The organism is Vibrio sp. VPAP30, from assembly GCF_001188205.1.
GTDB classification, from domain to species: Bacteria; Pseudomonadota; Gammaproteobacteria; order Enterobacterales; family Vibrionaceae; genus Vibrio; species Vibrio bivalvicida.
Genome location: NZ_LBLS01000018.1, coordinates 185125 through 210646 on the forward strand (window position 1 = coordinate 185125; position 25522 = coordinate 210646).

Annotated in this window: 27 protein-coding genes; 20 read left to right on the top strand and 7 right to left on the bottom strand. The window is 42.9% G+C overall.

The window, feature by feature from the left end:
• Positions 1-92 precede the first annotated feature (92 nt).
• Positions 93-1319 (top strand): HDOD domain-containing protein, encoded by a 1227-nt coding sequence (locus ZX61_RS07545; RefSeq protein ID WP_049844067.1) that lies wholly within the window; start codon positions 93-95, stop codon positions 1317-1319.
• 333 nt (positions 1320-1652) lie between these two features.
• On the opposite strand, the gene ZX61_RS07550 is transcribed toward ZX61_RS07545, so the two are convergent.
• Positions 1653-2249, bottom strand: a complete 597-nt coding sequence (locus ZX61_RS07550; RefSeq protein WP_049844068.1) for a hypothetical protein — start codon at positions 2247-2249, stop codon at positions 1653-1655.
• Between the two features lie 443 nt (positions 2250-2692).
• Here ZX61_RS07550 and ZX61_RS07555 point away from each other — a divergent pair, with 443 nt between their 5' ends.
• From ZX61_RS07555 to ZX61_RS24015, 4 genes are all read left to right on the top strand, one after another.
• Positions 2693-3628, top strand: a complete 936-nt coding sequence (locus ZX61_RS07555) for a DUF1848 domain-containing protein (RefSeq protein ID WP_049844069.1) — start codon at positions 2693-2695, stop codon at positions 3626-3628.
• 79 nt (positions 3629-3707) lie between these two features.
• Positions 3708-4070 (top strand): hypothetical protein, encoded by a 363-nt coding sequence (locus tag ZX61_RS07560; RefSeq protein WP_049844070.1) that lies wholly within the window; start codon positions 3708-3710, stop codon positions 4068-4070.
• 37 nt (positions 4071-4107) lie between these two features.
• The gene (locus tag ZX61_RS07565) at positions 4108-4758 is read left to right on the top strand and encodes a hypothetical protein (protein WP_049844071.1); all 651 of its coding nucleotides are present in this window, start codon (positions 4108-4110) and stop codon (positions 4756-4758) included.
• A 326-nt stretch (positions 4759-5084) separates the two neighbouring features.
• Complete coding sequence (locus ZX61_RS24015; protein WP_150114975.1) at positions 5085-5423, top strand: hypothetical protein; 339 nt, start codon at positions 5085-5087, stop codon at positions 5421-5423.
• Between the two features lie 855 nt (positions 5424-6278).
• Here the strand turns inward: ZX61_RS24015 and ZX61_RS07570 are convergent.
• Complete coding sequence (locus tag ZX61_RS07570; protein WP_049844072.1) at positions 6279-6641, bottom strand: hypothetical protein; 363 nt, start codon at positions 6639-6641, stop codon at positions 6279-6281.
• A 259-nt stretch (positions 6642-6900) separates the two neighbouring features.
• Between ZX61_RS07570 and ccoN the strand changes: the two genes are divergently transcribed.
• From ccoN to uspE, 10 genes are all read left to right on the top strand, one after another.
• Positions 6901-8328, top strand: coding sequence for a cytochrome-c oxidase, cbb3-type subunit I (ccoN, locus tag ZX61_RS07575; protein WP_049844073.1), 1428 nt, complete (start codon positions 6901-6903; stop codon positions 8326-8328).
• A gap of 12 nt (positions 8329-8340) precedes the next feature.
• Positions 8341-8961: a cytochrome-c oxidase, cbb3-type subunit II gene (ccoO, locus tag ZX61_RS07580; protein ID WP_006878897.1), complete on the top strand. Its 621-nt coding sequence runs from the start codon at positions 8341-8343 to the stop codon at positions 8959-8961.
• Between the two features lie 15 nt (positions 8962-8976).
• Positions 8977-9153: a cbb3-type cytochrome oxidase subunit 3 gene (locus ZX61_RS07585; protein ID WP_049844074.1), complete on the top strand. Its 177-nt coding sequence runs from the start codon at positions 8977-8979 to the stop codon at positions 9151-9153.
• Entirely contained in the window at positions 9150-10127 is a 978-nt protein-coding gene (ccoP, locus tag ZX61_RS07590) for a cytochrome-c oxidase, cbb3-type subunit III (protein ID WP_049844075.1), read from the top strand. The genes ZX61_RS07585 and ccoP overlap by 4 nt, the downstream gene beginning before the upstream one ends.
• A 108-nt stretch (positions 10128-10235) precedes the next feature.
• On the top strand, positions 10236-10715 hold the full coding sequence (locus ZX61_RS07595; RefSeq protein ID WP_049844076.1) for a FixH family protein: 480 nt from the start codon (positions 10236-10238) through the stop codon (positions 10713-10715).
• A 9-nt stretch (positions 10716-10724) separates the two neighbouring features.
• Positions 10725-13097: a heavy metal translocating P-type ATPase gene (locus ZX61_RS07600; protein ID WP_049844077.1), complete on the top strand. Its 2373-nt coding sequence runs from the start codon at positions 10725-10727 to the stop codon at positions 13095-13097.
• Positions 13098-13262: a cbb3-type cytochrome oxidase assembly protein CcoS gene (gene ccoS / locus ZX61_RS07605; protein ID WP_038209389.1), complete on the top strand. Its 165-nt coding sequence runs from the start codon at positions 13098-13100 to the stop codon at positions 13260-13262.
• Positions 13259-13933: a sulfite exporter TauE/SafE family protein gene (locus ZX61_RS07610; protein WP_049844078.1), complete on the top strand. Its 675-nt coding sequence runs from the start codon at positions 13259-13261 to the stop codon at positions 13931-13933. Before ccoS ends, ZX61_RS07610 begins: the two co-directional genes overlap by 4 nt.
• Positions 13934-14021: 88 nt before the next feature.
• Complete coding sequence (locus tag ZX61_RS07615) at positions 14022-14771, top strand: FNR family transcription factor (protein ID WP_049844079.1); 750 nt, start codon at positions 14022-14024, stop codon at positions 14769-14771.
• A 143-nt stretch (positions 14772-14914) separates the two neighbouring features.
• Entirely contained in the window at positions 14915-15862 is a 948-nt protein-coding gene (gene uspE, locus ZX61_RS07620) for a universal stress protein UspE (protein WP_049844080.1), read from the top strand.
• Between the two features lie 72 nt (positions 15863-15934).
• On the opposite strand, the gene ttcA is transcribed toward uspE, so the two are convergent.
• From ttcA to ZX61_RS07640, 4 genes are all read right to left on the bottom strand, one after another.
• Entirely contained in the window at positions 15935-16828 is an 894-nt protein-coding gene (gene ttcA, locus ZX61_RS07625) for a tRNA 2-thiocytidine(32) synthetase TtcA (protein ID WP_049844081.1), read from the bottom strand.
• 261 nt (positions 16829-17089) lie between these two features.
• Positions 17090-17746 carry a DUF2987 domain-containing protein gene (locus tag ZX61_RS07630; protein WP_049844082.1) on the bottom strand — a complete coding sequence of 219 codons (657 nt, stop codon included), beginning with the start codon at positions 17744-17746 and terminating at the stop codon, positions 17090-17092.
• A gap of 26 nt (positions 17747-17772) precedes the next feature.
• On the bottom strand, positions 17773-18621 hold the full coding sequence (locus ZX61_RS07635) for a glucosaminidase domain-containing protein (protein WP_049844083.1): 849 nt from the start codon (positions 18619-18621) through the stop codon (positions 17773-17775).
• Positions 18614-19417 (bottom strand): hypothetical protein, encoded by an 804-nt coding sequence (locus ZX61_RS07640; RefSeq protein WP_049844084.1) that lies wholly within the window; start codon positions 19415-19417, stop codon positions 18614-18616. The genes ZX61_RS07635 and ZX61_RS07640 overlap by 8 nt, the downstream gene beginning before the upstream one ends.
• 361 nt (positions 19418-19778) lie before the next feature.
• Between ZX61_RS07640 and potA the strand changes: the two genes are divergently transcribed.
• The 5 genes from potA to ZX61_RS07665 all read left to right on the top strand — a co-directional run bounded on the left by potA (position 19779) and on the right by ZX61_RS07665 (position 24720).
• Positions 19779-20921, top strand: a complete 1143-nt coding sequence (gene potA, locus ZX61_RS07645) for a spermidine/putrescine ABC transporter ATP-binding protein PotA (RefSeq protein WP_082173429.1) — start codon at positions 19779-19781, stop codon at positions 20919-20921.
• Positions 20902-21762 (top strand): spermidine/putrescine ABC transporter permease PotB, encoded by an 861-nt coding sequence (gene potB, locus ZX61_RS07650; protein WP_049844086.1) that lies wholly within the window; start codon positions 20902-20904, stop codon positions 21760-21762. Before potA ends, potB begins: the two co-directional genes overlap by 20 nt.
• Positions 21762-22532, top strand: a complete 771-nt coding sequence (potC, locus tag ZX61_RS07655; RefSeq protein ID WP_004745941.1) for a spermidine/putrescine ABC transporter permease PotC — start codon at positions 21762-21764, stop codon at positions 22530-22532. Before potB ends, potC begins: the two co-directional genes overlap by 1 nt.
• 271 nt (positions 22533-22803) lie before the next feature.
• On the top strand, positions 22804-23841 hold the full coding sequence (locus ZX61_RS07660) for an extracellular solute-binding protein (RefSeq protein WP_049844087.1): 1038 nt from the start codon (positions 22804-22806) through the stop codon (positions 23839-23841).
• A gap of 96 nt (positions 23842-23937) precedes the next feature.
• The gene (locus ZX61_RS07665) at positions 23938-24720 is read left to right on the top strand and encodes a GGDEF domain-containing protein (RefSeq protein WP_049844088.1); all 783 of its coding nucleotides are present in this window, start codon (positions 23938-23940) and stop codon (positions 24718-24720) included.
• Between the two features lie 17 nt (positions 24721-24737).
• Here the strand turns inward: ZX61_RS07665 and cobB are convergent, their stop codons facing one another.
• On the bottom strand, positions 24738-25475 hold the full coding sequence (gene cobB / locus ZX61_RS07670; RefSeq protein WP_049844089.1) for a Sir2 family NAD+-dependent deacetylase: 738 nt from the start codon (positions 25473-25475) through the stop codon (positions 24738-24740).
• Positions 25476-25522 lie beyond the last annotated feature (47 nt).

The window sequence follows — 25522 nt, forward strand, 5'->3', positions numbered from 1 at the left end:
GATTCAGTGGCTATAGTTAATAGAGCCTCGTCAACTGCCTAGCGCATTGAGAGTGAGTGGTTCTCCATTGATGGCTTTAAAGCGATTTGAGTATGCAGAGTTTACTAACAACAAACAAAAAGTATAACGAAGAAGCTAATGCTCTAGCTCAGAAAATCACACGTATGACAACGGAGCGTCATGCTAAGTGGTTGGTAAGCTTGAAGTATATACTTGATCAATCTGATGTCGACAGTGCGTTAAGCCGACAGAGTGAGTTTTGCGACAGTGTAATTAAAAAAGAAGAGGAACGAATTACCGATAATCAAAGGATACTACTTAAATGTGAAAGCGAGCGAGTAGAGGAGCGCAGGCTGGCAGTTGAAGAAAGGCAAAAAGTCGTAGTGTCGGTTGTGTCCGATATTGCCGAACATGCACAAAGTTATATGTGTCAGAAGCTAGAAGAAATGTCAGTACTTCAACTTTTTGGGCGCTTTCCAGATTTCTCCTATTTCTCAAGTATTGCTTATTCACCGTCGTTAACATTTAGCAGGCTATCCGTTCTGACAACCAACGACAATCAGCTCAAGTCGAACATATTAGAGCTTGTCAACAATCCCAAGTTTTGTCAGAGAATTGGTAAGTCTCCTCGTAGTATTCAAGACCCTAAGGTAGCGATAGGTACAATCGGCATAGATAATTGCTGCTTACTACTGCCAATATTGATGGCTAAGCCACTGCTCAAATGGCACGACCCCGTAACGAAAAGTATTGCTCCTAAGCTGTGGCAGCATATGGTGCTAACGGCAAATGTTACACGAATTCGCCTAGAGCAGACAGGTAGTAAGTTTCCCCAGCAAGGCATTCTATTAGGTGTATTGAGAACAATCAGTCATTTCGCCATCGTCAACCACTTCAGCTTACTTTTCGAAGATGCTCAAGTTGCCAAATTGCAGTGGTATCGAGAGAACAACTTGCGAGAAGAGTATTACGCGTGTGGTGAAGTAGCACCGGACCTAAGTATTCTGCCCCATGTCATTCACAATCTAGAACTCGAGCTTACACGCAAAGTTGTTGATGCTATAGAGTGGACCCCATTTACCATCCCAATGAGGAATGCGTTAGAAGAAGATCTTAATGGAGTGCCGGTTTTGGAACGAAGTGATGCCGGGGCCGCATTGGCACAGGCTCAAGCATACGCAATATATGACACCCTAGATCGAAGCAATGCATTTATTGAGAAACATAAACCATTCTGGTTTGCTAACGTTCAGATGCCTCCTGATGCGCTGCAAGCAATCCGAGAACTCAATCCTGGTCGTGTAGGTCTATCAAAATAAACAACGCCCAAGTAGTGCACTATAACTAAATCATTTAATGGTAATTGTATCATCAAAGTTATTAACGTATTGAATACGCTGATTAGGTATTCTCAGCGTTACTTCTTCTAGGAAAGTGACAGTGTGTCGAATACTGTGTGATTTAGAGTATGGTTAATGCATTCAAGGATAGTTTAGGTTGAAGAATGTTCGACAAAGAAGTGGCTATGTTTCCCGCAGAACGAGTCAGGTTTCGTGGTAGATATAGGTAGGCAAGTGTATTGATAAATGAAAAGAAAAAAGGCTTCAACACCATAGTTTGAAGCCTTTTTAAATCTTAGTCTGTAATGCTTATTAGTAGTTAACGGTTCTATGTTTACAGCGATAGATATCTGCTACCACAGACTTAGCCTGACCATCTTCAGTGTCGATTAGCTTAGTAATATGGAATCTGTTTCCACCCAGCATATACGTTTGGTTAGCTAGTTCTACTTCTAGATCCTCAGACGATACTTCCTTGAATACGTGGGTTGTTAAGATTTTACAGCTGTTATTCTCAACTTCAGCAAACGCAATTGGAGAGACATTTTGAGCACCTGGAATTAGTTTTATCTGAGACTCAATAGTTAGTTTTTTCTTGGTCTGGTGTGGATTACAGCGATAAAACTCGGCAATAACACTGCTTGGGCGATTACGACGAGTTTTCGTAACTTCACTGATAAGGTAACGGTTGGCACCAGCTAAGTATGCTTCATTCTTTAACACTGGCACTACATTGTTAGGGTGAGAATCCGCCAGAGTATAAACTTCAACAAAATCACACTTTTGACTTATAACACTCGACTCGGAAATCGGAGTGACATTTTTAGCCTGTGACATTACAGGCACTTTTTTTGTGGCACAACCACCTAGAATTAGAACGGCAAACAGAGCGATAAAAAACTTTTTCATAATACACCTTTACAAATATGAAGGTGGGATTCTATCAGTGTTTATTATGATTGTGAAAAGTTAAACTAAGAATAGATTCAAAGCGTCTCATATTAGAGAAAACTGTATAAGAGGTCCGTTAAGTATCTAATATAAATGAATTTACTATAAAGCTGCTTTTGTAGGCCGATATTTAAAGCTCTTATTTAACCCCTTTAAAAGCATAGGAAAACGTTATGTTTTGTGGCCGATTTTTAACAGAAATAAGTGATACTGTCACGCTGTCTGGGCTGGCAATACTAAATTCTAACAAGGGACTGTCCAGTACCTCAGTACTAATCCTAATTTCGTACTCTATAGATGTGAAAAGTATTGGCCTGTTAACGAAAATGCATTGCTAAACACTTATAGTTTAAATTAGTGTGGCCACTACAGGTCAACGTTATCGTTAGGCAGTGAATAGGATGATTATAAGTGCAAGTCGAAGGACTGATATACCAGCTTTTTATCATCGCTGGTTTATGAATCGAATTAGAGAAGGATTTCTACTGACTCGAAACCCATTTAACGCTAATCAGATCAGGCGTGTTTCGCTTGAACCACAAGATGTCGGGGCCATCGTATTTTGGACCAGAAACGCTGAAAAGCTAATAAAATACTTGCCGCAACTCTCTGAGTTTAATTACTACTTTCAATATACAATCACAGGTTACCCCAAAGCCCTTGAGGCTCACTTACCCAATACCTACCAATCTATCGATACATTTTCTCGTCTAAGCGACATCATAGGCTCAGACAAAGTTATATGGCGCTATGACCCGATACTTGTTTCTAATCTAACGCCAATAAGTGAGCACAAAAGAAAGTTTCGTAAAATAGCCAGTCTGCTAGCCGGAAAAACTCAAAGAGTCGTGATCAGTTTTGCTGATTTGTATACCAAAACAGAGCGGCGCCTAAACTCGCTCTCTGATTTCAGCTATGGCGAAATAACTGCTGATCAAAATGAGCTAACGGATCTGTGCATGTTTATGGCAGAGGAGTGTCACAGTTTGGGCTTCGAGATCGAAACTTGTGCAGAGGGGGTGGATCTTTCATACCTAGGAATCAAACATGGAAAATGCATCGATGACCAATTGCTACACCGTCTATTTGATATTGAGGTCGATGGGCGTAAAGATCTTAATCAAAGGGCCGAATGTGGGTGCATCAAAAGCGTCGATATAGGTGCTTACAACACATGTCTGCACGGCTGCAAATATTGTTACGCAACCTACAGTGAATCTTCAGTAAGAAAAAACCAATTAAAGCATGATCCAGACAGCCCGTTCTTGCTTGGTGGTATCGAAGGTGTAGATAAGCATTTACTGAGCAAGAGCATCATACAGCGATCACTTTTCTAGAATGTTAAATAAGTAGTCGGTATGCACTTCGTTGGCTACATTTAATCATACTACCTTTACCTCCACAAAAAGGTGATTTATGCCGATAGCCAATTGCATCATCTCGTTAGATCAATCTAAGCAGTTAGACATCTCAGATGAAATTATTGAGTTGTGGGGAAAACACTCTGGCAAAGATACATCAGAAATGACAGTCATGATCTCACACAGCGACGAACAGTTAGGGAAAGCGTATTCAGCTATCTGCTGTTTATATTTACCTAACATTTGGTCCCGAGAATCAGTATCTGCACTACAAGTAGGATTAGCAAATGCGCTCGCGGATTGTTTGGCTGTAGAGCTATCTGACATCATGGTTATGACATCTTTAATTGAATCAGGTTTTGTGGTTGAGAAAGGTAGGGAAGTTAAGTGGGTAGAAAAACAGAATAATAACGCATGAGATTATCATGAACTAACAACGCAGAATGGAGTAGGTTATGCAAATGTTTAAAACAATGACAGAAGTGGCCCAGTACGTATCTAAAAGGCGTGATCGTCGACAAATTTGGTGTATCGCATCACTGGAAGGTGCGCAATACTACGGACTAGTAAGCCAACCTAACTTAGGCGGTTATACATATAACCATGCGACCAAGATGTTAGCGGTCAACGATCAAATATTAAACCGACATTCTCCACACAATGAGGTCCGACAACGCGCCAATCGACTTGCAGGGTTTCTCAACGATGAAGCCCAAAGAAGAAATGTGATACAGCGAGATCGGCACGCTGAAGAGGTATTTCTTGAGCATTGGGATGAATGTATAAGTAACTTTATAAAGATCAGGAAAAGAAAGCCAACATCTGTAGACTTGTTCTTATCACATACGCCATGCACTCTAAACGATAATTCACCTAGTCCAGGAAGGGCGCTAGGCAGCCAATTTTATCCTGCATCATGCACAAACAAACTCAGACAGTTTGCTTCAAAGAACCCAACAATAAAGTTGAGAGTCTATTACTTGAATAAATTTGGTTCAAACCAAGGGCTGGATGAAGATGCTCTTAGCCAGTTCTATAAGGTCAGTGGTCTTGTAGTGTCGAAAATGGATCCGGGTGTACGAATGACATGTGAAAGCATCTTGTAGTAATTTGGGCGCTCGGGACTGTTAACACTAGGTATTATTCACCATAGTCAACTTATACTAGTTTGGTAATTTATTTAGGCGGCTTCATTATGTGACAATGTAACTCGAATGGCAACGGAAGGAAGGCGATCGAGGACAGTCCGTTTGATTTCGGTCATGTGATTGATTACGTCGATTAATGGCCCGCATATCGAACTCGAACATTAGGCGTCCTCACAAAATTGGCTAGAAGCTTATCTCGTATACAAAAAAACTATGTAAAGAGTTAAGGTAAGTGCCTTATCAATGTATCATTAAATTTCTTTTGGTTAGGGGTATTTTGATAAATGAAAAAGTATGTTTTGTTTTTTCTATTAGTTATTTCTGGTTCAGCCAATGCATCTTTGCAGGACTGCAACAACTTATACGTTGGCCGTATATTGATAGAGAAAGGTGTTGGACTATCTAGGGTTGTTTATTTAGACCATCATGGCAACAGTTCGGGGTCATATTGGAGCTCGTTTACTGGATGGACACCAGATCAACGCTCTGAAGCTTTATCAGTTCTTCTCACAGCTAAAGCTGCACAGCATAGAGTGGATGTCGAAACAGAAAATGCGGATGGCTGCGGATTATCACAAGGATTTACTGTAACTAAGATGATTTATCTGGCCAATAACCCTTAATGTACGTGGTTACTGAAATGAAATGGGAGTCGATGAGCTCCCATTTTTTTGGACATTTGCTACGGATAGAGCGTTAAAATGGTAGCGACAGGACCTCCGTATGAACAATTTCCCGGTGAGTCGGCATACAGCTTGAAAGTCTTCTGAGTTGATATTGCCAACAAAACGGTGGATTATGCTCTATCAATTAGTCTAGGGTCAGTGATGACCAAAAAATCCTTTCTTGGACAGTATGATCTCGCAGGACAATCAGTCAGCAAGAAAAGTGAACATTTAATACGTATGAATGAAAGAGCTTGTTTGTTGTATTGTGAGAAGAACGATGACAAGCACCAGTTGAACCATGTTGTTCTTACTATATCGATTCGAGGGCTTATGTTGAGCATGTCGGCTGCATCAATTTGACGAAGGCGGCGTTCGCGAACATCTTGCAGCACTTTAAAACGATTAATGTTTCGGTCACTCATGGGAATTAGCATCGGTTGAGATCCTCAAAGCTCAGTGTGTTCATTAAGCATAAGAGGACATTTTAAAATTGCTCAAACCGGACACTACTAAATGGCACCTACATGCCAAGTGCGCATTATGTATATTATGTTAAATATAGTGTGATTGTACTTGAAATCTGGCCTGTTTGTTGCTGTTAGTCCTCTACTTTGCGCTAATTCATTGAACATAATGGATTTACCATAAAATACCTAATAGACAGTATTTATAATCTGTCGATTCTAATACTGTCTATTAGCGAGCTTGTACCAGAGTGCTGCTGTTATGCTGTGGCAGTTAATGCTAAGAACCCGTAATCGTTCGCAACCTTATTGGTCGTTAGTTGTAAAAAATTAGATGGATTCTGCGCTAAATTCTAAATGTAACTCCTGTTATTTGGCTCTCTTCTAAGTCGGACAATTTAATTTCTAGGTTATCGAGTTGTTCACCCAGTATTTGCCAATTATTTTCACTCTCAATGATTTTTACAGATTTATTTTCTGTAGAAATTTGCCAGTTATTTGATGGTTTATTCAGCGTTATTTTTTCTTCGGATTTTAGTGCTGAGAATTGGTCATTTTTAACACTAAAAGTACATTTTGGTTTCAACTCACACTCTATTTCTTGCGCGTTTGTAAATGTGACTGTTCGCCAAGTAAACGCTGCAATAAGTAGGGTTAACATGATGATTATTTGAACAAAACGGCCTTGTGTGAGTTTCTGTGCTGCCATTATGTGGGGTTCTCCGTGTAACAAACTTCAAAGTTTTAAAATAAAAGGCCAAAACCAGACCGAGTGTAAGGTTACTACGCTGTCATTGAATTGTTAAATGCAGTATAGTTGGCGGCTGAAAATGCCACTTTTTTTAAAAACTGGCAAGAATATTTAACCAGCTTATTTTGGTGTGATTTTCTTAACAGTTTTGGGTGGCATTACGACATGTGTCGTGTTGGAAGTAAAGTGTAGTTAATTAGAAATTGGAAGCATGCAAATGAGCCAAGAAAAGCAGCTTGAACAAAACTACAACTATACAGTCGTTCGTCAATTTACCCTTGTTACTATTCTTTGGGGCATTGTCGGTATGGCTGTTGGTGTTTTGATTGCCGCTCAATTAGTTTGGCCACAGCTAAACTTTGATACGCCGTGGTTGACGTATAGTCGCTTACGTCCTCTGCATACTAATGCGGTTATTTTCGCGTTTGGTACAAGTGCCCTGTTCGCAACGTCATATTACGTTGTTCAGCGTACCTGTCAAACTCGTCTATTTGGTGGCCCTCTTGTCGCCTTTACCTTCTGGGGTTGGCAAGCCATTATTTTAGCAGCAGCGATTACTCTGCCTTTAGGTTTTACCTCGGGCAAAGAGTACGCGGAGCTAGAATGGCCAATCGATATTGCCATCGCAGTTGTTTGGGTTTCTTACGCCATCGTGTTCTTTGGAACATTGATAACCCGTAAGACGTCTCACATCTACGTAGCAAACTGGTTCTTCGGTGCCTTTATTATCACTGTTGCGGTTCTTCATATCGTAAACAGCATGGCAATTCCTGTGTCTCTAGGTAAATCTTATTCGATTTATTCAGGCGCGGTGGATGCAATGGTTCAGTGGTGGTACGGACACAACGCAGTAGGTTTCCTACTCACAGCTGGTTTCCTAGGTATGATGTACTATTTCGTACCTAAGCAAGCTGAACGTCCTGTTTACTCTTACCGTCTGTCTATCGTTCACTTCTGGGCATTAGTTTCTTTATACATTTGGGCTGGCCCTCACCACCTACACTACACTGCTCTTCCTGACTGGACGCAGTCTCTAGGTATGGTGATGTCACTGGTTCTATTTGCTCCTTCTTGGGGTGGTATGATCAACGGTATCATGACGCTGTCTGGTGCTTGGCACAAACTACGTTATGACCCTATCCTACGCTTCCTAATTGTATCGCTATCGTTCTACGGTATGTCTACGTTTGAAGGTCCTATGATGTCTATTAAGACAGTTAACGCGCTGTCTCATTACACTGACTGGACTATCGGTCACGTACACTCAGGTGCACTCGGTTGGGTTGCTATGGTATCTATCGGTTCGGTATACCACTTGGTACCTCGCCTATTCGGTCAAGAGCGCATGTACTCAGTGGGACTAATCAATACACACTTCTGGTTAGCAACTATCGGTACTGTTCTATACATCGTAGCGATGTGGATTTCTGGTGTAATGCAAGGTCTGATGTGGCGTGCAGTAAACTCTGACGGTACGTTGACTTACAGCTTTGTTGAGTCTGTAGAAGCCTCTTACCCGTTCTACTTTGTACGTTTCCTAGGTGGTTTCATCTTCCTAGCAGGTATGTTCTTAATGGCATACAACACGTATAAGACGGTATCAGCGCCAAAAGATAGCCTTAAAGCTATCCCACAGCCGGCATAAGGAGATTAAAGAATGAGTTCTAATTCTAACAATCGCCACGAAATTGTTGAACGCAATGTCGGTTTATTAGCGATTCTTATCGTTTTTGCAATCAGTTTAGGTGCTCTTGTAGAGATCACTCCTCTGATTTTTCAAAAGCAGACGACTGAGCCTGTTGAGAACCTACGTCCTTATACAGCACTTGAAATGGAAGGTCGTGATGTATACATCCGTGAAGGTTGTAACGTGTGTCACAGCCAGATGATTCGCCCATTCCGTTCTGAAACTGAGCGTTACGGTCACTACTCTGTTGCTGGTGAAAGCGTATACGAGCATCCATTCCTATGGGGTTCTAAGCGCACAGGTCCTGATCTAGCGCGTGTTGGTGGTCGTTACTCTGATGAGTGGCACCGCGTTCACCTAATCGATCCACGTGAGTTGGTTCCTGAGTCAAACATGCCTGGCTTCCCATGGCTTGAAGAGAACGTTCTTGATGGTAAGGACACTCAGAAGAAACTAACAATCTTCCGTGATCAGTTTGGCGTTCCATACACTGATGAGCAAATCGCAAATGCGTCTAAAGATGTAGAAGGTAAAACAGAGATGGATGCCATCATTGCTTATCTTCAGTCTCTTGGTCACGCAATGAAGTAATAAAGGGGTGACAATATGGATATCGGTACTATTCACAGTATTTGGACCATAGTTCTATTCGTTAGCTTTATAGGTGTGGTTTGGTGGGCTTACGGTAAGAGCCGTAAAGCACGCTTTGATGAAGCTGCAAACCTTGTTTTTGCTGATGAGCAGAAAGTGCCTGAAAAAGAACAAGGAGTGACTAAGCAATGACGACATTTTGGAGTCTTTGGATAATCATCATCACAGTCGGTACACTGGTCGGCTGTGCTGCGGTCCTTTATTGGTGCCTTAAAGATAAAATGGGTGTTGAAGAAGGTGCAGATATGGGGCACGAATATGATGGTATTCGTGAACTAAACAATCCACTGCCTAAATGGTGGACTTATCTGTTCGTTGGTACGTTTGTATTCGCGGCTATTTACCTAACACTTTACCCAGGTCTGGGTAACTTCAAGGGCGTTCTAGGTTGGCAGAGTTCTGACCAAACAGTCCGCTCTCTCGAAGAATCAAAGGCCTCAATCGCAAAAGCCCAAGAGAACAAGCAATTGGTTCAGTATGCAAAAGAGCTTGATGATGCAGAAACTTACTTTGGTGAAGCATTCAAAAAGCTTGCTTACGTAGATGGCTCAACTGAACTGCGCCCTATCCCTGAAATTGCAGCGGATAAGGAAGCAGTGAAAGTTGGTCAGCGCCTGTTCTTGCAGAACTGTTCTCAGTGTCACGGCTCTGATGCTCGTGGTCAGAAAGGTTTCCCTAACCTAACTGATGAAGCATGGCTATATGGCGGTGAACCACAAGCAATTGTTACTACGGTAATGCATGGCCGTATCGGTCAAATGCCGGGTTGGAAAGATGCACTTGGTGAGCAAGGCGTTAAAGAAGTGGTGAGCTACACGTTAAGCCTTTCTGGACGTTCTGTAAACGCTCGTGAAGCAGAAGCTGGTAAAGCTCGTTTCGTAGTGTGTGCAGCGTGTCACGGTACAGACGGTAAGGGTAACCCAGCAGTTGGCGCCCCGGATCTGACTGACCAAAATTGGTTGTTTGGCGGCTCTCGCGCAGAAGTAACTGAAACAGTAATGAACGGTCGTTCAGGCGTAATGCCAGCTTGGAAAGATATTCTAGGCGAAGACAAAGTTCAGCTAGTTTCCGCTTATGTGTGGAGCTTAAGCAACTCGGAACAATAAGTTACATTTCTATTACAGCCCCTTACTTCCAATAGATGGTAAAGGGGCTGTCTTTTCTTTACAGTTAAAGCCCTAATTTATTTTAATTTTTTGATTGAGAACTTTTTTATGGAAAAGCCTTGGTATAAGCAGTTTTGGCCGTGGTTTATACTCTCCCTAACGGTTGGAGTATCTATACTAACTTTGGTACGAGTGGCGATACTTACAAACCACTCTGTTCATTTAGTCACCGAGGATTACTATAAAAAAGGAAAAGGTATAAACGTCGACATATCAAGGGTCAACGTTACCAAAGAGTTAGGTCTCAATGCTTCTGTGCAGGCAGAAGGAAACACTGTCGTAATTCAGTTTGATAAAGGGCAGTTAGATCACTACCCTGCGATCACTGCTATGTTTGCTCACCGTACACTTCCTGATCATGATTTCACTAAGTTAGTCACTTCGGACGCTCGTGGTCTATATCGATTTACTCTTGATGATGAACTGCAGGGGCCATGGTTTGTTGAGTTAACGCCCCATGATGAGAAGTGGTTAATCCAAGGCCGTATCGAGTTCCCAACGTCGGCAGCAGTACAACTATCTAACTAAGAAGCGTCTATGTGCAAATCCTGTTATCACTGTGGTGAAGATGTACCAGCCAACACGGATTTCAAAGTCGAAATTTTGGGTGACATACGTGAGATGTGTTGCCCAGGCTGTGAGACGGTAGCCCAGACTATCGTCGACAGCGGTTTGGTCTCTTACTACCAATATCGGACTGCTCCTGCGGAAAAAGCCGACCTTGTCCCTGCGCAGCTCCAGGCCCTTATCCACTATGACAATGATGACGTGCAATCTGAATTTGTCCGCAATAGCAAGGACAGCTCTGAGGTGACATTGTCACTTGAAGGGGTGTCTTGTGCTGCGTGTGCTTGGTTGATTGAAAAACAAGTATCATCAAAGAGTGGTGTGCTCTCAATTCGTGTCAATACAACAACCAACCGTGCTCTCCTCGCTTGGGATAAGTCTCAAGCGAGGCTAAGTGAGATTTTGTCACTCATACACCAGCTAGGTTACAAAGCCGCGCCGTTTGAAGCCGATAAACAAGAGGCTGCTTATCACGAGCAAATGAAGCAGTACCTTTATCGTCTAGGCATTGCTGGTCTCGCGACAATGCAGGTGATGATGCTGGCCGTCGCGCTTTATCTAGAAGTATTTGGTGACTTAGAGCCAGAGTTTAAAAACTACTTCCGTTGGGTAAGTTTAATTTTTGCTACGCCAGTGATGCTCTACTCTGCTTTGCCTTTTTACGTCAATGCCTGGCGAAGTATACGAAGTCGAACACTAGGTATGGACGTGCCGGTTTCTATTGCAATGATATTCGCCTATTGTGCGAGCTTGGTTGCAACAGTGACAGAACAAGGTGAAGTGTTCTTTGAATCTATCTCGATGTTCGCCTTCTTCCTCTTGGTTGGGCGATTCCTAGAGATGCGTGCACGTCGTAAAGCAGCGGCGGCAAGCGGTAACTTGTTGAAGTTGATCCCAGCTATCGCAAATAAGCTTGATGGTGACCAAGTCCCTGTTAAAACACTTAAAGTGGGCGACCAAATCCGTGTTTTGCCGGGTGAACACATTCCTGCGGATGGTAAGATTATCTCGGGTCGTGTTCATATTGATGAATCCATGCTGACGGGTGAATCTTTACCAGTCGTGAAGCAGGCCGATGACCATGTGTTTGCTGGCACGCTAAATGGTGAAGAATCGTTTGAACTAGAAGTGACGACATCAAAAGCAGACTCGATGATTTCCAATATCGTTCGTTTGCAAGACGAAGCCCAGCTTTCTAAACCGAAGATTGCTGAGATTGCCGATGTCGTTGCTCGATATTTCGTGGCTGTGATTCTTATTATTGCTGCTGGTACTTGGTTCTTCTGGCACTCTAGCAAGCCGGATGATGCCTTCTGGATCATGCTATCTGTATTGGTCGCGACCTGCCCTTGCGCGCTGTCTTTGGCGACGCCAACAGCGTTAACCTGTGCGACATCACGTATGGGCAATTTGGGTATTCTTCTGCGTAAGAGCCATGTCTTCGAAACGTTGTGTAAGGTAAATCACCTAATCGTTGATAAAACCGGTACGTTGACACATGGTGATATCGAAATAAATGATGTTGAGCTTTATTCTGCTTTAACTAAAGATAAGGCACTAGCTGTTGCGGCCTCTCTTGAATCTCATGCAAACCACCCTATTGCTCGTGCATTCAAACCTTATGCTGATGTTAATATCACGGTATCTAACGTTGAGAACGTTATTGGTTCAGGCATCAAGGGTATCTATCAAGACACTGAAGTTAAGATAGGCAGTGCTCAGTTTGTACTGGGTGAAGGCCAACGCTCCAAAGCGGATACTGTTTTTCTTTCTATTGATGGGCAACATGTTGCGAGCTTTGGCTATCGTGACCCTATCCGTGTTGAAACTAAAGAGTTTATCGAGAAGTTCCAGAAATCGGGTGTAAAGGTGACTCTGCTAACTGGTGACACGAAAGAGAACGCTGATCTTGTTGCAAACCAAATCGGTATTGAAGATGTCGTAGCAGGAGCTAAACCTCAAGATAAGTTGTCTTACTTGCAGCAGGTAGACTCCGATGACATTACTATGATGATTGGTGATGGCATTAATGATGCACCAACGTTGGCCGGCGCGCACCTTTCTGTCGCTATGGGTGGTGGCGCCGATGTGGCGAAAGCATCAGCTGATATGGTGCTGTTAGGCGACAGGCTTGACCGTATTTTAGAAGCGCGTGAATTAGCGCTACAAACGCGTAAGATCATTCGAGAAAACCTTGCCTGGTCGCTTGGTTACAATCTATTGATATTGCCTTTAGCAGTAGCAGGATTTGTTGCGCCATATTTTGCGGTTGTCGGTATGTCTGCGAGCTCTATTATTGTAGTATCTAACTCTCTTCGCTTGCTCAAAGAAAAAGGTAAATAGATGGAAAGCCTTTATATCCTCATCCCTATCGCTATCGTACTGGTTTGTGTTGCGGTAGCTGTCTTCCTTTGGGCTGTAAAAAGTGAGCAGTTTGAAGACTTAGAGCGCCAAGGACACAACATTTTATTTGATGAGGATGATCACAAAGAGAATCCGCCTAAATGAGCCCCGATTGGATTGGTGCTTTCTTTATCGGTCTTGTTGGGGCTGGGCACTGTATGGGGATGTGTGGTGGTATTGCTTCCATGCTCACCATAGGTCAGTCTCAGCCATCCAAACTAGTCCCTCTTTTTTACAATAGCGGTCGCCTAGTAAGCTACGCCTTAATTGGCGCGGTTATTGGTGGCGCGGTTTCGTCCATTTCTGAAGTTAGCCAACTCAACAATGTGCTGGTTTGGTTACGCCTAGCCGCAGCGCTATTTATGATTTTGCTAGCGTGTTATATCGGTCGATGGTGGCACGGCTTGCTGTATATCGAGAAGCTTGGGCAAGTGATTTGGTGTAAGATCTCTCCTGCTGGTAAATCCTTGTTGCCGCTAAAATCTCCCATACACGCTCTACCGTTTGGGTTTATCTGGGGATGGATACCCTGTGGTCTTGTCTATTCCACTTTGACCTGGTCGGCAGTATCTGGAAGCGCACTGAATGGTGCTTTAGTGATGCTGGCATTTGGCGCAGGTACATTGCCAGCTATGCTGCTTGTAGGCCACGCAGCGTCGTCGCTCCATAAATTGCAAAATTCCAACATATTTCGTCATATCGTTGCTTTTACTATCTTAATTTACGGGCTTTATACGGCATATGGCGCACTTCGTCTCTTATCAATTAGTTTGTAGTTAACTGTTTTTATGCGCCTTTTTAAGCTACCCTTTAGGGCTAATGGATGCTAAAATATTGATGTATATCAAATAGTGAAAGGTTGTTATGATTTCTGAAAAGCCTGCAACAAAGCGTATTCAATCAGGTGGCTGTGCGATTCACTGCCAAGACTGTAGTATTAGCCAGCTTTGTATTCCGTTTACGCTGAATGAGTCTGAGTTGGATCAGCTCGATCAAATCATCGAGCGTAAAAAGCCTATCCAAAAAGGACAGGAGCTGTTCAAAGCCGGGGACGAACTAAAGTCTTTATACGCTATTCGTTCAGGAACAATCAAAAGCTATACAATTACCGAGCAAGGTGATGAACAAATCACGGCGTTTCACTTAGCGGGAGACTTAGTGGGTTTTGATGCGATCACTGGCGACCTACACCCAAGTTTCGCTCAGGCGCTAGAAACGTCTATGGTATGTGAAATCCCATACGAAACTCTTGACGACTTATCTGGCAAAATGCCTAAGCTACGTCAGCAGATCATGCGCCTAATGAGCAATGAAATTAAAGGCGACCAAGAAATGATCTTGTTGCTTTCTAAGAAGAATGCAGAGGAGCGCTTAGCGGCTTTCCTATATAACCTTTCTACTCGTTTCTCTCAGCGTGGGTTTAGTCCTCGTGAGTTTCGTCTAACAATGACCCGTGGTGATATCGGTAACTACCTTGGTCTAACAGTTGAAACAATTTCTCGCCTTTTAGGTCGTTTCCAAAAATCAGAGATCTTAAGTGTTAAGGGTAAGTACATTACTATTCTTGACCATGATGCTCTGATGGAGCTGGCGGGCGTATCAACAGAATCATAATAATTTTCAATGATGTAGCTCTCCATTTACCTTGAAATAGAGCTACATCATACTTCTCTCAAATTCCTCGAATTATTTCTAAAACTCTCCTCCTATCTAAGCTACATTAATCATATGCCCCTCCTCGTCTCTAAGGAGTCACTATGAGTATTTACAATAAGATTTTGGTCGTCGCTGACATTAACAAAGATGAACAGCCGGCTCTTGCACGTGCAATGCAACTGGCAGCGAAGAGTCGTTCTCCAAGTCGGGTGACATTCTTTCTCTCTATCTATGACTTCTCTTATGATATGACGTCGATGTTGTCTATCGATGAACGAGACGCGATGCGCCGCGGCGTAATTCAACAGCGTGAGCAGTGGATGCGTAAGATTGCCAAAGATTATATTAACAATGACATTGAATTTGATGTTCGTGTGGTTTGGCATAATCGGCCATATGAAGCGATTGTGGCTGAAGTCTTCGCAGGAGAACACGATATCGTTATCAAAGGGACTCGTAAACATGATGTGCTTGAGTCGGTAATTTTTACTCCGACAGATTGGCACCTACTTCGTAAATGTCCTTGCCCTGTTTTGCTGGTTAAAAACTCAGACTGGCCAGAAGATGCGAGTATTCTTGCTTCCGTTCATGTTGGTTCGGAAAACGATACTCACCTTAGCTTAAATGACGCAATGGTCGAACAGCTTAATAGTTTGACAGATAGGCTCGGAGCTAGGCCCTACTTGGTCAATGCCTACCCTGTTACGCCTGCTAATATTACCATTGAATTACCAGAGTTTGATCCAGCTACTTATACTGACGCGGTTCGTGGTCACCACCTAACAGCAATGAAAGCACTACGTCAGAAACACGGTTACGATGAAGAGCAAACAGTGGTGGAACAAGGGCTTCCTGAAGATGTAATTCCAGAAGCCGCAGAACAGCTAAACGCGGCGTTGGTGATCATTGGTACTACTGGTCGAACCGGACTATCTGCTGTATTTATTGGTAACACTGCAGAACATGTGATTGATAAGATCAATTGTGATGTGATGGCGTTGAAACCGCAGGGTTATGTCAGCCCTCTTGATCCCAAGACCGCTATTTAAGTAGTTTGTTTAAAACTAAAAAAAGGAAGATAGTTGCTATCTTCCTTTTTTGATTTCTATTTGACTGTCTAGTTAGATATTGGTTACATCGATAAACATAGATTCATCGATGTTTGTTGAAGAGACAGTCGCCTCACTAAACTCATATTCATCGCGATTACCTTCTCTGTCGAGTGGTAGGTTTTCAAAATCAAACAAATCTCTGTCTGCTAATTGACTTGGGCTTACGTTTTGGATTGACTTGAAAATCGCTTCGACGCGACCGGGAGTCTTCTTGTCCCACTCGATAAGCATCGCTTTGATCGATTGACGTTGTAGGTTTTCCTGAGAACCACATAGATTACATGGAATGATTGGGAAATCTTTGTGCTCTGCGTACTTGATCAGATCTTTTTCGCGACAGTAAGTCAGCGGGCGAATAACAACATTACGACCATCATCCGAACGTAGTTTTGGTGGCATTGCCTTTAGACGTGAACCGTGGAACATGTTTAAGAACATGGTTTCTACGATGTCATCCATATGGTGACCTAGCGCAAGTTTGGTTGCGCCGATTTTCTCGGCAAATGAGTACAAAGTGCCGCGACGTAGGCGTGAACAAAGACCACACGTTGTCTTACCCTCAGGAACTTTCTCTTTAACGACTGAGTAGGTATCTTTATCTACGATGTAGTAAGGAATGTTCAGCGTCTCGAAGTAGTCTGGCAAGATGTGCTCTGGGAATCCCGGTTGCTTCTGGTCTAAGTTAACTGCAACAACTTCAAATTTGATCGGTGCTGCTTTCTGTAGGTTGAGCAGAATATCAAGCATCGCAAATGAATCTTTCCCGCCACTGATACATGCCATTACAACATCGCCTTCTTCGATCATGTTGTATTCTGTAATAGCATTTCCAACATTTCTTCTCAGACGCTTTTGAAGCTTGTTGAATTCTAAGGTTTCTTTACGTGTATCTTTTTGATTCATTGCGGGCTCTCACATTGCCGAACAAGTCGACAGTAGCACTTCCTAAGTGGTTTTATTTGGGGCGTGGATTATACGAGCTTTTTGGCAAGGATTAAATGCCTGTCTTGTTGAGCAATGAGGAAATATTGCTTTCAACTGACTTAGCGCAAGGTGATAGGCAGAATTCAAATTTTCCTTGGGATTATAACTGTCTTATTACCTCCCGATTAAAATTTTGATATATAACAAAAAAAGGGTCATCGACGTGACCCCTACCTTGGTTTATGCTTTTGGTAAATAGGGGAGCACGCGTGATGTTACCTGAGGAAGGATCATTGACCCTCCTTCGCCTATTTCATCGAGAGCGACTTGAACCTTACCATTAACAATTTGCTTCGTTGTGCCGTTTGAGAATTGAATTTGTGAATCCAGCTTATTCGGGAACTCTAACGTGACGCCTTCTACATCCGGTGTAAACCAACTTGCGAACATACCGCCAAGCTGCTCTAAAATTGCCTGCATCTGAGGCAGTAGTACTTTGACCTGCTCGTAGGTCACTTCACCTGACATAGGCTCTTTTGTCATGACAACCATTGAGAAGTCGCAACGCATATCCATTGGTGTATGGATGAAGACTAGCGGATTCGCTGAGCGTAGGTTATCGTCTAGCGGTACGATGACTTCTTGGTATGGAGAGATGGTCAACTCTTCGTAATGCTCCTCTTTCTCCATCCAGGCTTTTTCTATGTCACACAACTGCTTTGTTTTCGCATTGAGGAAAAAGAAGCCGACTTTGACATCATCGTGCCCTTCTTTGGCGTTCTGCTTCATATGAGAAAATAGTTTAGAGTAAGTAAACATGTATTCTTGAGCTTGAACAGGTAAAACAACCGCACTTGATAACGCCGCTGCTAAAATTGCTAACGATACTTTTTTCATTACTTTCTTTCTTATTAAATTCGCGTTTATTGATTATTCGCTAGAGGTAAATCCCAGAACGGTTGATTGTGCCTGATCATGGTCTGTAAATCGTTGACGTATGCCTCACCGCGTTCAGAGTATTTAAGCAAACCATTTGTTAACGCCATCGCCGCATCGGTATCTGTTAAACTCTGGTCATTAAGATGGCGTTGGTAACGGATCTCTCGTAGCTCTTTGTAGGCGTTGTTACGGTTTACATTCATAAAATAACCGTGAATAGACTGTTGCACTGAGTCAAACTTTGCTACTTCGTGCGACATCCCTTCCCCACGCTGCAGCGGCACTAAGCCACACCCAGAGCTGTAACACCACTGACCAAAATAGTTGTTGGCCTGTGTTGCAAATCGAGATGTGCCCCAAGCAGACTCATTAGCCCCCTGAACTAGGACAAGTGCCTCAGGGATCACGTCTACCCGATGAAGCATGCTGTTGATCCAGTCGTCAGAAATGCCCCCTGCGGGCTGCTCGACCCTGTAAAGCTTACCTAGACGTTCAGCGTAACTTATATCAGAAGGAGTAAGAGTCTGGCTTACATAGTGGTCGCGAATGGTGTCTAAACGTTTGCGCTCAGAAACAATTCGTTGGTTTTCTAACGCAATGCCAGGCCTTAGATAATCAAAAAACGCTTGTTTCTTTTGTTTCACGTCTTTGATAGCGGAAAAATCAGGAGCCATACCGACTGTTTTTCCGCTAAATACCGGAACCAGTTGTTCAGTTACGTAAGCTTGTTTACGGCGCTCACGCTCTTCAGTTTGATTTTGTTCGTAGCCATAAAAACTACAGCCGGCAATGACGCCAGCTGCAGCAATAGCAAAGAACTCACTTTTACGCATTGAACACTTGTGGATCGTTGTCATTGTCGTCTTCATCTTTAGGTCTGTCAGAAGCAATAATCTTCAACTTAATGCCAAACATATTGCGGTAAATAACCCCCTTCACATGGAAGAAGAATGGTAGGACGAAAATCAGCCCTAAGCCATAGAACATCATACCCGCAAAAAACATGACGATGACAGCTAAATATATCCCGGCTAGAACCAAGATCTTCTTATTCACCGCGCGAAGAGAGAGCAATAGTGATTGCATAGGGGGAACTTGTTTTTCGCAAATCAGTAGAATTGAATTTGTGAAGGCTAAAGATAGATAGAGTGATAAAAGCGGAAAGATCGTTCCAGCGATCCCTTGGAGTAGCAAACTCATGAGTGTTGCTAGAATCACGGGGACAGTATATTGCAGGCCCTTGCCAATATGACGTGGTTTAGTTGTCAGGCCGGCGGCATGGCTCATCGCCATTAAAGAAATACCTGCATAGATCGGTGCACTAATCACCTCGTAGCTGAAATTAGCGATCATGATTGCATTGAAAATACTTGGATCAAAAGCCTCTGGGTTGGTCACCGCATCTAAAATAATCCCTGGGTTACCTAACTGTAGCTTTAGCGCGATATAGAAGATTGCAAGCTGTAACGCGATAAGCACTACAATCGCCGGTGAGAAAGAGAGGAAGTGTTTAATAGTATGTTGCCAAGCTTCCTTAAAGACCTCTCCAGCTTTGAGTTCGTAGTCGCCCGAAAGTGCGCGCTCAATGCTGCCACCTAGGTTGAAGTCTTTTTCTATGTCATTACTCATTCGTTAATCCAGTACCTGATCTGTGTAAACCAAGCTAACTTGTTGATAAAAAATTGAGATCATTATACTGCAACCAAAGTCAGTCTAAAATCGAATCTCGACTCGCTGCTTGCTTTATCGACTGTTTGATTGATAATTAACCACTAAACGCATCGTATCAGTATAATTATCTGACTCAAATATAAAGGAAACAATTCCCTAACTACTCGGTTCAATTGGTATACCGTGAGTATGGTAAGGAATGTTTACTTTTACCTGCAAAATTTTTTGTGTTTCAGAATAAGAAAATGCTTTGAATTCACAATTTTGGTGATTATGATGCGCGCCTCTAATTTGTGTAACGACGGGCCACTTTAAATGACTGGCCAAGGTAGGAGAAAAACAGACGTTGAACGCTAAACAAGATGCAGGAAACCCAGTTGTAAAACTAACTGGGATTAGTAAAAGTTTCGATGACAAAGAGATCATCGCAAATCTGAACCTTGATGTTAATCATGGCGAGTTCTTAACAATTTTGGGCCCTTCTGGCTGTGGTAAAACCACGGTACTAAGGATGATTGCGGGTTTTGAAACCGCAGACAAGGGTGAAATCATCCTTGCCGACCAAAATGTAACTCAAGTTCCTGCTGAGCAAAGGCATGTAAACACTGTTTTTCAGAGTTATGCATTATTCCCTCATATGACGGTTTTTGAAAACGTTGCTTTTGGCTTACGCATGCAAAAAGTGCCATCTAACAATATTGATCCTCGCGTAATGGAAGCATTGCGTATGGTCCGTCTTGAGAAAATGGCGCAGCGTAAACCGCACCAATTATCTGGTGGTCAACAGCAGCGTATCGCAATAGCACGCGCAGTAGTAAACAAGCCAAAAGTGTTGTTACTTGATGAATCGCTATCTGCGCTGGATTACAAACTGCGTAAACAGATGCAGATCGAACTAAAGCAATTACAGCGTCAGCTAGGTATTACCTTTATCTTTGTCACTCACGATCAGGAAGAAGCCCTTTCGATGTCAGACCGCATCATTGTTATGCGTGATGGCGTGGTTGAGCAAGACGGCTCCCCACGCGAAATTTACGAAGAACCTAAAAACCTATTTGTTGCTCGCTTTATTGGTGAAATCAACGTGTTCAACGCGACCATGATTGAGCGTATCGATGAGAAACGTATTCGCGCTGAGATTGAAGGTGTTGAGTCGGTGGTTTACTACGATAAACCAGCGGCTAGCGGTGACAAACTGCAAGTACTACTTCGCCCAGAAGACCTACGTATTGAAGAGATTAAAGAATCTGAGCAGAAAGGCATTGTCGGCCACGTTACTGAACGTACCTACAAAGGTATGACCTTGGATTCTGTTATTGATCTGGAATCGGGTATGCGAGTGATGGTGAGTGAGTTCTTCAACGAAGACGATCCTGATGTCGACCACTCTCTAGGTCAAAAAGTGGCGATCACTTGGGTTGAAAGTTGGGAGGTCGTACTCAATGAAAGCCAAGAGGTTTAGCCTTCAAAACGCGATCATCACGTTAATCGTTGGCTGGCTAACGCTTTTTGTATTGGTACCCAATCTGATGATTATTGGTACCAGTTTCCTAACTCGTGATGAAGCAAATTTAATCGAGATGACCTTCACGTTGGATAACTACATCCGCTTGATGGATCCTCTCTACGCCAAGGTACTTTGGCACTCATTCTACATGGCGATCATCGCAACCTTGCTGTGCTTAGTGATTGGCTATCCGTTTGCTTATATCGTGGCAAAAATGCCCGAGAAGTGGCGCCCTGTGATGTTGTTTTTGGTGATTGTGCCATTTTGGACTAACTCACTGATTCGGACTTACGGTTTGAAGATTGTCTTAGGAACACAAGGTGTCCTTAACAAGTCTTTGATGGCAATGGAAATCATCGATAAGCCAATTCGTCTTATGTATACAGAGTCGGCAGTAATGATTGGTTTAGTCTACATTCTGCTGCCATTCATGATATTGCCGCTCTACTCCGCTATTGAGAAGTTAGATCACACCTATCTAGAAGCGGCAAAGGACTTAGGAGCGAACAAGTATCAGACGTTCACTAAGGTCATTCTGCCACTTACGATGCCGGGAATTATTGGTGGCTGTTTGCTAGTACTGCTCCCTGCCCTTGGCATGTTCTACATCTCTGATCTACTTGGCGGGGCGAAGAACTTGCTGATTGGTAACGTGATTAAGAGCCAAGTGCTGAATGCCCGAGATTGGCCGTTTGGTGCAGCAACCAGTATTGCTCTGACCATCGCGATGGCAATTATGCTTTATGCCTACTATCGCGCAGGTAAGTTATTGAATAAGAAAGTGGAGCTAGACTGATGGGACGTACAGTTAGATTTAGCTTTATGACCTTGGTATATGCATTTTTGTATCTGCCAATCGTTGTTTTGATCGTTAACTCATTTAATGCCAATAAATTCGGTATGAAATGGGGTGGCTTTACCACTAAGTGGTATGAAACACTCGTTAACAATGACAGCCTAATGCAGGCCGCTTGGCACTCGCTTAATGTCGCGGTGTTCTCTGCAACAGCAGCAACGATCATTGGTAGCCTAACGGCTGTTGCCCTATTCCGCTATTCGTTTAAAGGAAAAGGTGCAGTTAACGGCATGTTGTTCGTGGTGATGATGTCACCGGACATTGTTATGGCGATTTCATTGCTAGCGTTGTTCTTAGTACTTGGCGCTCAACTGGGCTTCTTTACGCTGTTAATCGCGCATATTACCTTCTGTTTGCCGTTTGTCGTAGTGACGGTATACAGCCGCTTGAATGGCTTTGACGTCAAGATGCTTGAAGCGGCTAAAGACTTAGGTGCAAGTGAATGGGTGATCCTAAAGCAGATTATTCTACCGCTGGCTAAACCTGCAGTTGCAGCTGGCTGGCTATTGAGCTTTACCCTGTCTCTGGACGATGTGATTATTAGTTCATTCGTTACAGGCCCAACCTATGAAATTTTGCCATTGAAAATTTATTCGATGGTGAAAGTGGGGATTTCACCAGAGGTGAATGCCCTTGCAACAGTCATGTTGATTGTCTCTTTGATTCTGGTCGTAGCTTCTCAGCTACTCGCGAGAGAAAAAGTAAAATAATAATCAATATGTAGGGCAAATGAATAAATGGGCTATTCTCTTAGCTGTGGTGCATGTGCGCTTTCCCTGTTCCTTACTTCAGTGGCAGCATTTAGGTTAATTATCTAATGTAAAAATAGGTAGCAGTTGCTGCCTATTTTTGTTTTTGGCTGATATACTTACTGGTTGCTAGGTTTGTCGCTACGACAAGCAAGTTTAATAATCATGTTTTTTCAGAGTACTCAGTTCGGAGTGACTGTTTGCTGATAAACACAGATAAAACGGAAAACCAATGAAAAGTAAATTCTACGCAAGCGCACTATGTGCTGCGACGCTATTCGCTGCGCCGGCAATGGCCGCTGATCAAGAGCTTTATTTCTACAACTGGTCTGAATACATTCCAAATGAAGTTCTTGAAGACTTTACAAAAGAAACTGGAATCAAAGTCATCTACTCAACTTACGAGTCTAACGAAAGCATGTACGCCAAGCTTAAGACTCAAGGTTCTGGTTACGATCTAGTAGTACCGTCTACTTACTTTGTCTCTAAGATGCGTAAAGAAGGTATGTTGCAGCAAATCGATAAGACGAAACTTACTCACTTTGCTGACTTGGATACCAACTTCCTAAACAAACCTTTTGATCCAAACAACAACTACTCTATCCCTTACATTTGGGGGGCGACTGGCATTGGTATCAACTCTGACATGCTAGATAAATCATCCGTAACTAAGTGGGATGACTTCTGGGATAGCAAGTGGGAAGGTCAACTAATGCTGATGGATGACTCACGCGAAGTTTTCCATATTGCACTGACCAAACTAGGTTACTCGCCAAATACGACCAATCCAGACGAAATCAAAGCCGCTTACGAAGAGCTGAAGAAGCTGATGCCTAACGTATTGGTATTCAACTCTGATTTCCCTGCGAACCCATACCTAGCTGGTGAAGTATCACTGGGTATGCTTTGGAACGGTTCTGCTTACATGGCTCGCCAAGAAGGTGCATCGATCGACATCATATGGCCTGAAAAAGGCGCAATCTTCTGGATGGACAGCCTAGCAATCCCGGCAGAAGCGAAGAACGTAGAAGCAGCGCATAAGATGATCGATTTTCTACTTCGCCCTGAAAACGCGGCTAAAATTGCGCTAGAGATTGGCTACCCTACGCCTGTAGCAACAGCGCACAAACTATTGCCTAAAGAATTCGCAAACGATCCAAGCATCTTCCCTCCTCAAGAAGTAATGGATAGCGGAACATGGCAAGACGAAGTCGGCGAAGCAAGTGTTCTTTATGACGAGTACTTCCAAAAGCTAAAAGTCGATAACTAATACATACTTTAAAAATCAGTTATATACTTAAAGAGCGGCTATATGCCGCTCTCTTTGTATTTGAAGAAACCTCTTAAAACTGGCTAAGGATGGGCTATGAAACTGAGGTATAAAGTCATACTGATAATATTGTGCCTGTTATTTGCACTCTCAACTATGATCGCATTCTTGGCTCATGGAGATTATATCGACTCTCGCACTGATCTCTTGTTTGAAAGTAACACTCTGTTTGTTCTTGTTTTTATCTTTGTTATTTCTAGAAACACCATATTAGACAATAGTTTTATCAAGTATGGATTTTTGCTTCTAATCTTCAATCAAGCCTATGATGTCGCGACAGAAATTACCTATCTAGATGCTATTTCGGATAAATACGATCTAGTCGACACCATGATTGAAGATGGAAGCCTTCAGATAGCTTATCTTTTAATAGCCTTTGGTTTTACCAAGTTAATTAAGCAGATCAATGATGAAGCTTGTATCGATGAGCTCACCGGCCTCTATAATCGTAAAAAGCTATCAGAAATAAGAATGGAAGTTTTTGATCTTATCTACCTAGACCTTGATGGTTTAAAGAAGGTCAATGACAGCAAGGGGCATGCAGTTGGAGATCTAATGATTATACGATTTGCGCAAGCCATCAATCAGATTATTAGTCGGCACGAACAAGCATTTAGGATTGGTGGAGACGAATTTGTGATTGTGGTTAAACCGACAGAAGGGCAAATAGTCGTCGACAAGCTCAAGCAAGAGCTAAAAGGTGAAGCGATAGGGTTCAGCTACGGTATAGAGGCCACCAGCATTAATGAACTTAGCCAAGCACTCGAGAAAACCGATCAAGCTATGTATGAAATGAAAAACTCCCAACGCAAGCACTGAGAGTCTATTGAGCATTCTTATGCTTGTTTAACGTTTGGCTGCTGGAGATCCAAGATCTCTTCAACTAGCTTAGGTACCTCAATACTTGCTCTACCATAACGTTTCTCTTCGAACTCACTCTCGACAGCGCTCGGCTCAAGGTTAATTTCAATCGTGTGCGCACCATGCATCTTTGCATCATGGACAAAGCCAGCTGCAGGATAGACAACCCCTGATGTGCCAATTGAAATAAACAAGTCTGCCGCTTCTAGGGAGGCATAGATATCACCCATTCTTAGCGGCATTTCACCAAACCAAACCACATGAGGTCGCATCTGCGAAGGGATCTGACAGCAATGACAAAGATCGCCAGTTTTGATCTCACCTGTTTCTTCAATCACTTGATTTGACTCACTACAGCGTGATTTGAGTAACTCGCCGTGCATATGAATGACGTTGTTGCTTCCACCCCGCTCATGGAGGTTATCTATGTTTTGTGTAATAACAGTGACAGAACCTTCTAGCTGAGCTTCAAGCTTGCCTAGTGCAATATGAGCAGCATTAGGACTTATCGCTGGATCTTGCAAACTCAAACGACGCTGGTTATAAAAGTCTTGGACCAAGTCCGGATTACGTTCAAAACCTTCTGGAGTGGCGACGTCTTCGATACGATGGTTTTCCCACAAACCGTCTTGAGCGCGGAAGGTTTGAATGCCCGACTCCGCTGATATTCCTGCTCCAGTTAAGATGACTACATTACGATAAGGGAAATTCATACTACTTCCTTGTTAGTGTTCTTAAGTTTAGCTTAGCACCCTCTCTC

Bases quoted from the DNA above. Each gene is read 5' to 3' on its own strand.
- ZX61_RS07550 (WP_049844068.1), bottom strand. From the start codon at position 2,249: ATGAAAAAGTTTTTTATCGCTCTGTTTGCCGTTCTAATTCTAGGTGGT.
- ZX61_RS07595 (WP_049844076.1), top strand. From the start codon at position 10,236: ATGGAAAAGCCTTGGTATAAGCAGTTTTGGCCGTGGTTTATACTCTCC.
- potB (WP_049844086.1), top strand. From the start codon at position 20,902: ATGAAAGCCAAGAGGTTTAGCCTTCAAAACGCGATCATCACGTTAATC.
- ZX61_RS07560 (WP_049844070.1), top strand. From the start codon at position 3,708: ATGCCGATAGCCAATTGCATCATCTCGTTAGATCAATCTAAGCAGTTA.
- ZX61_RS07565 (WP_049844071.1), top strand. From the start codon at position 4,108: ATGCAAATGTTTAAAACAATGACAGAAGTGGCCCAGTACGTATCTAAA.
- ZX61_RS07545 (WP_049844067.1), top strand. From the start codon at position 93: ATGCAGAGTTTACTAACAACAAACAAAAAGTATAACGAAGAAGCTAAT.
- potC (WP_004745941.1), top strand. From the start codon at position 21,762: ATGGGACGTACAGTTAGATTTAGCTTTATGACCTTGGTATATGCATTT.
- ZX61_RS07570 (WP_049844072.1), bottom strand. From the start codon at position 6,641: ATGGCAGCACAGAAACTCACACAAGGCCGTTTTGTTCAAATAATCATC.
- ZX61_RS07660 (WP_049844087.1), top strand. From the start codon at position 22,804: ATGAAAAGTAAATTCTACGCAAGCGCACTATGTGCTGCGACGCTATTC.
- ccoN (WP_049844073.1), top strand. From the start codon at position 6,901: ATGAGCCAAGAAAAGCAGCTTGAACAAAACTACAACTATACAGTCGTT.
- ZX61_RS07640 (WP_049844084.1), bottom strand. From the start codon at position 19,417: ATGAGTAATGACATAGAAAAAGACTTCAACCTAGGTGGCAGCATTGAG.
- ZX61_RS07665 (WP_049844088.1), top strand. From the start codon at position 23,938: ATGAAACTGAGGTATAAAGTCATACTGATAATATTGTGCCTGTTATTT.
- cobB (WP_049844089.1), bottom strand. From the start codon at position 25,475: ATGAATTTCCCTTATCGTAATGTAGTCATCTTAACTGGAGCAGGAATA.
- ZX61_RS07555 (WP_049844069.1), top strand. From the start codon at position 2,693: ATGATTATAAGTGCAAGTCGAAGGACTGATATACCAGCTTTTTATCAT.
- ZX61_RS24015 (WP_150114975.1), top strand. From the start codon at position 5,085: ATGAAAAAGTATGTTTTGTTTTTTCTATTAGTTATTTCTGGTTCAGCC.
- ttcA (WP_049844081.1), bottom strand. From the start codon at position 16,828: ATGAATCAAAAAGATACACGTAAAGAAACCTTAGAATTCAACAAGCTT.
- ZX61_RS07600 (WP_049844077.1), top strand. From the start codon at position 10,725: ATGTGCAAATCCTGTTATCACTGTGGTGAAGATGTACCAGCCAACACG.
- ccoO (WP_006878897.1), top strand. From the start codon at position 8,341: ATGAGTTCTAATTCTAACAATCGCCACGAAATTGTTGAACGCAATGTC.
- ccoP (WP_049844075.1), top strand. From the start codon at position 9,150: ATGACGACATTTTGGAGTCTTTGGATAATCATCATCACAGTCGGTACA.
- ZX61_RS07635 (WP_049844083.1), bottom strand. From the start codon at position 18,621: ATGCGTAAAAGTGAGTTCTTTGCTATTGCTGCAGCTGGCGTCATTGCC.
- ZX61_RS07630 (WP_049844082.1), bottom strand. From the start codon at position 17,746: ATGAAAAAAGTATCGTTAGCAATTTTAGCAGCGGCGTTATCAAGTGCG.
- ZX61_RS07610 (WP_049844078.1), top strand. From the start codon at position 13,259: ATGAGCCCCGATTGGATTGGTGCTTTCTTTATCGGTCTTGTTGGGGCT.
- uspE (WP_049844080.1), top strand. From the start codon at position 14,915: ATGAGTATTTACAATAAGATTTTGGTCGTCGCTGACATTAACAAAGAT.
- ZX61_RS07585 (WP_049844074.1), top strand. From the start codon at position 8,977: ATGGATATCGGTACTATTCACAGTATTTGGACCATAGTTCTATTCGTT.
- ZX61_RS07615 (WP_049844079.1), top strand. From the start codon at position 14,022: ATGATTTCTGAAAAGCCTGCAACAAAGCGTATTCAATCAGGTGGCTGT.
- ccoS (WP_038209389.1), top strand. From the start codon at position 13,098: ATGGAAAGCCTTTATATCCTCATCCCTATCGCTATCGTACTGGTTTGT.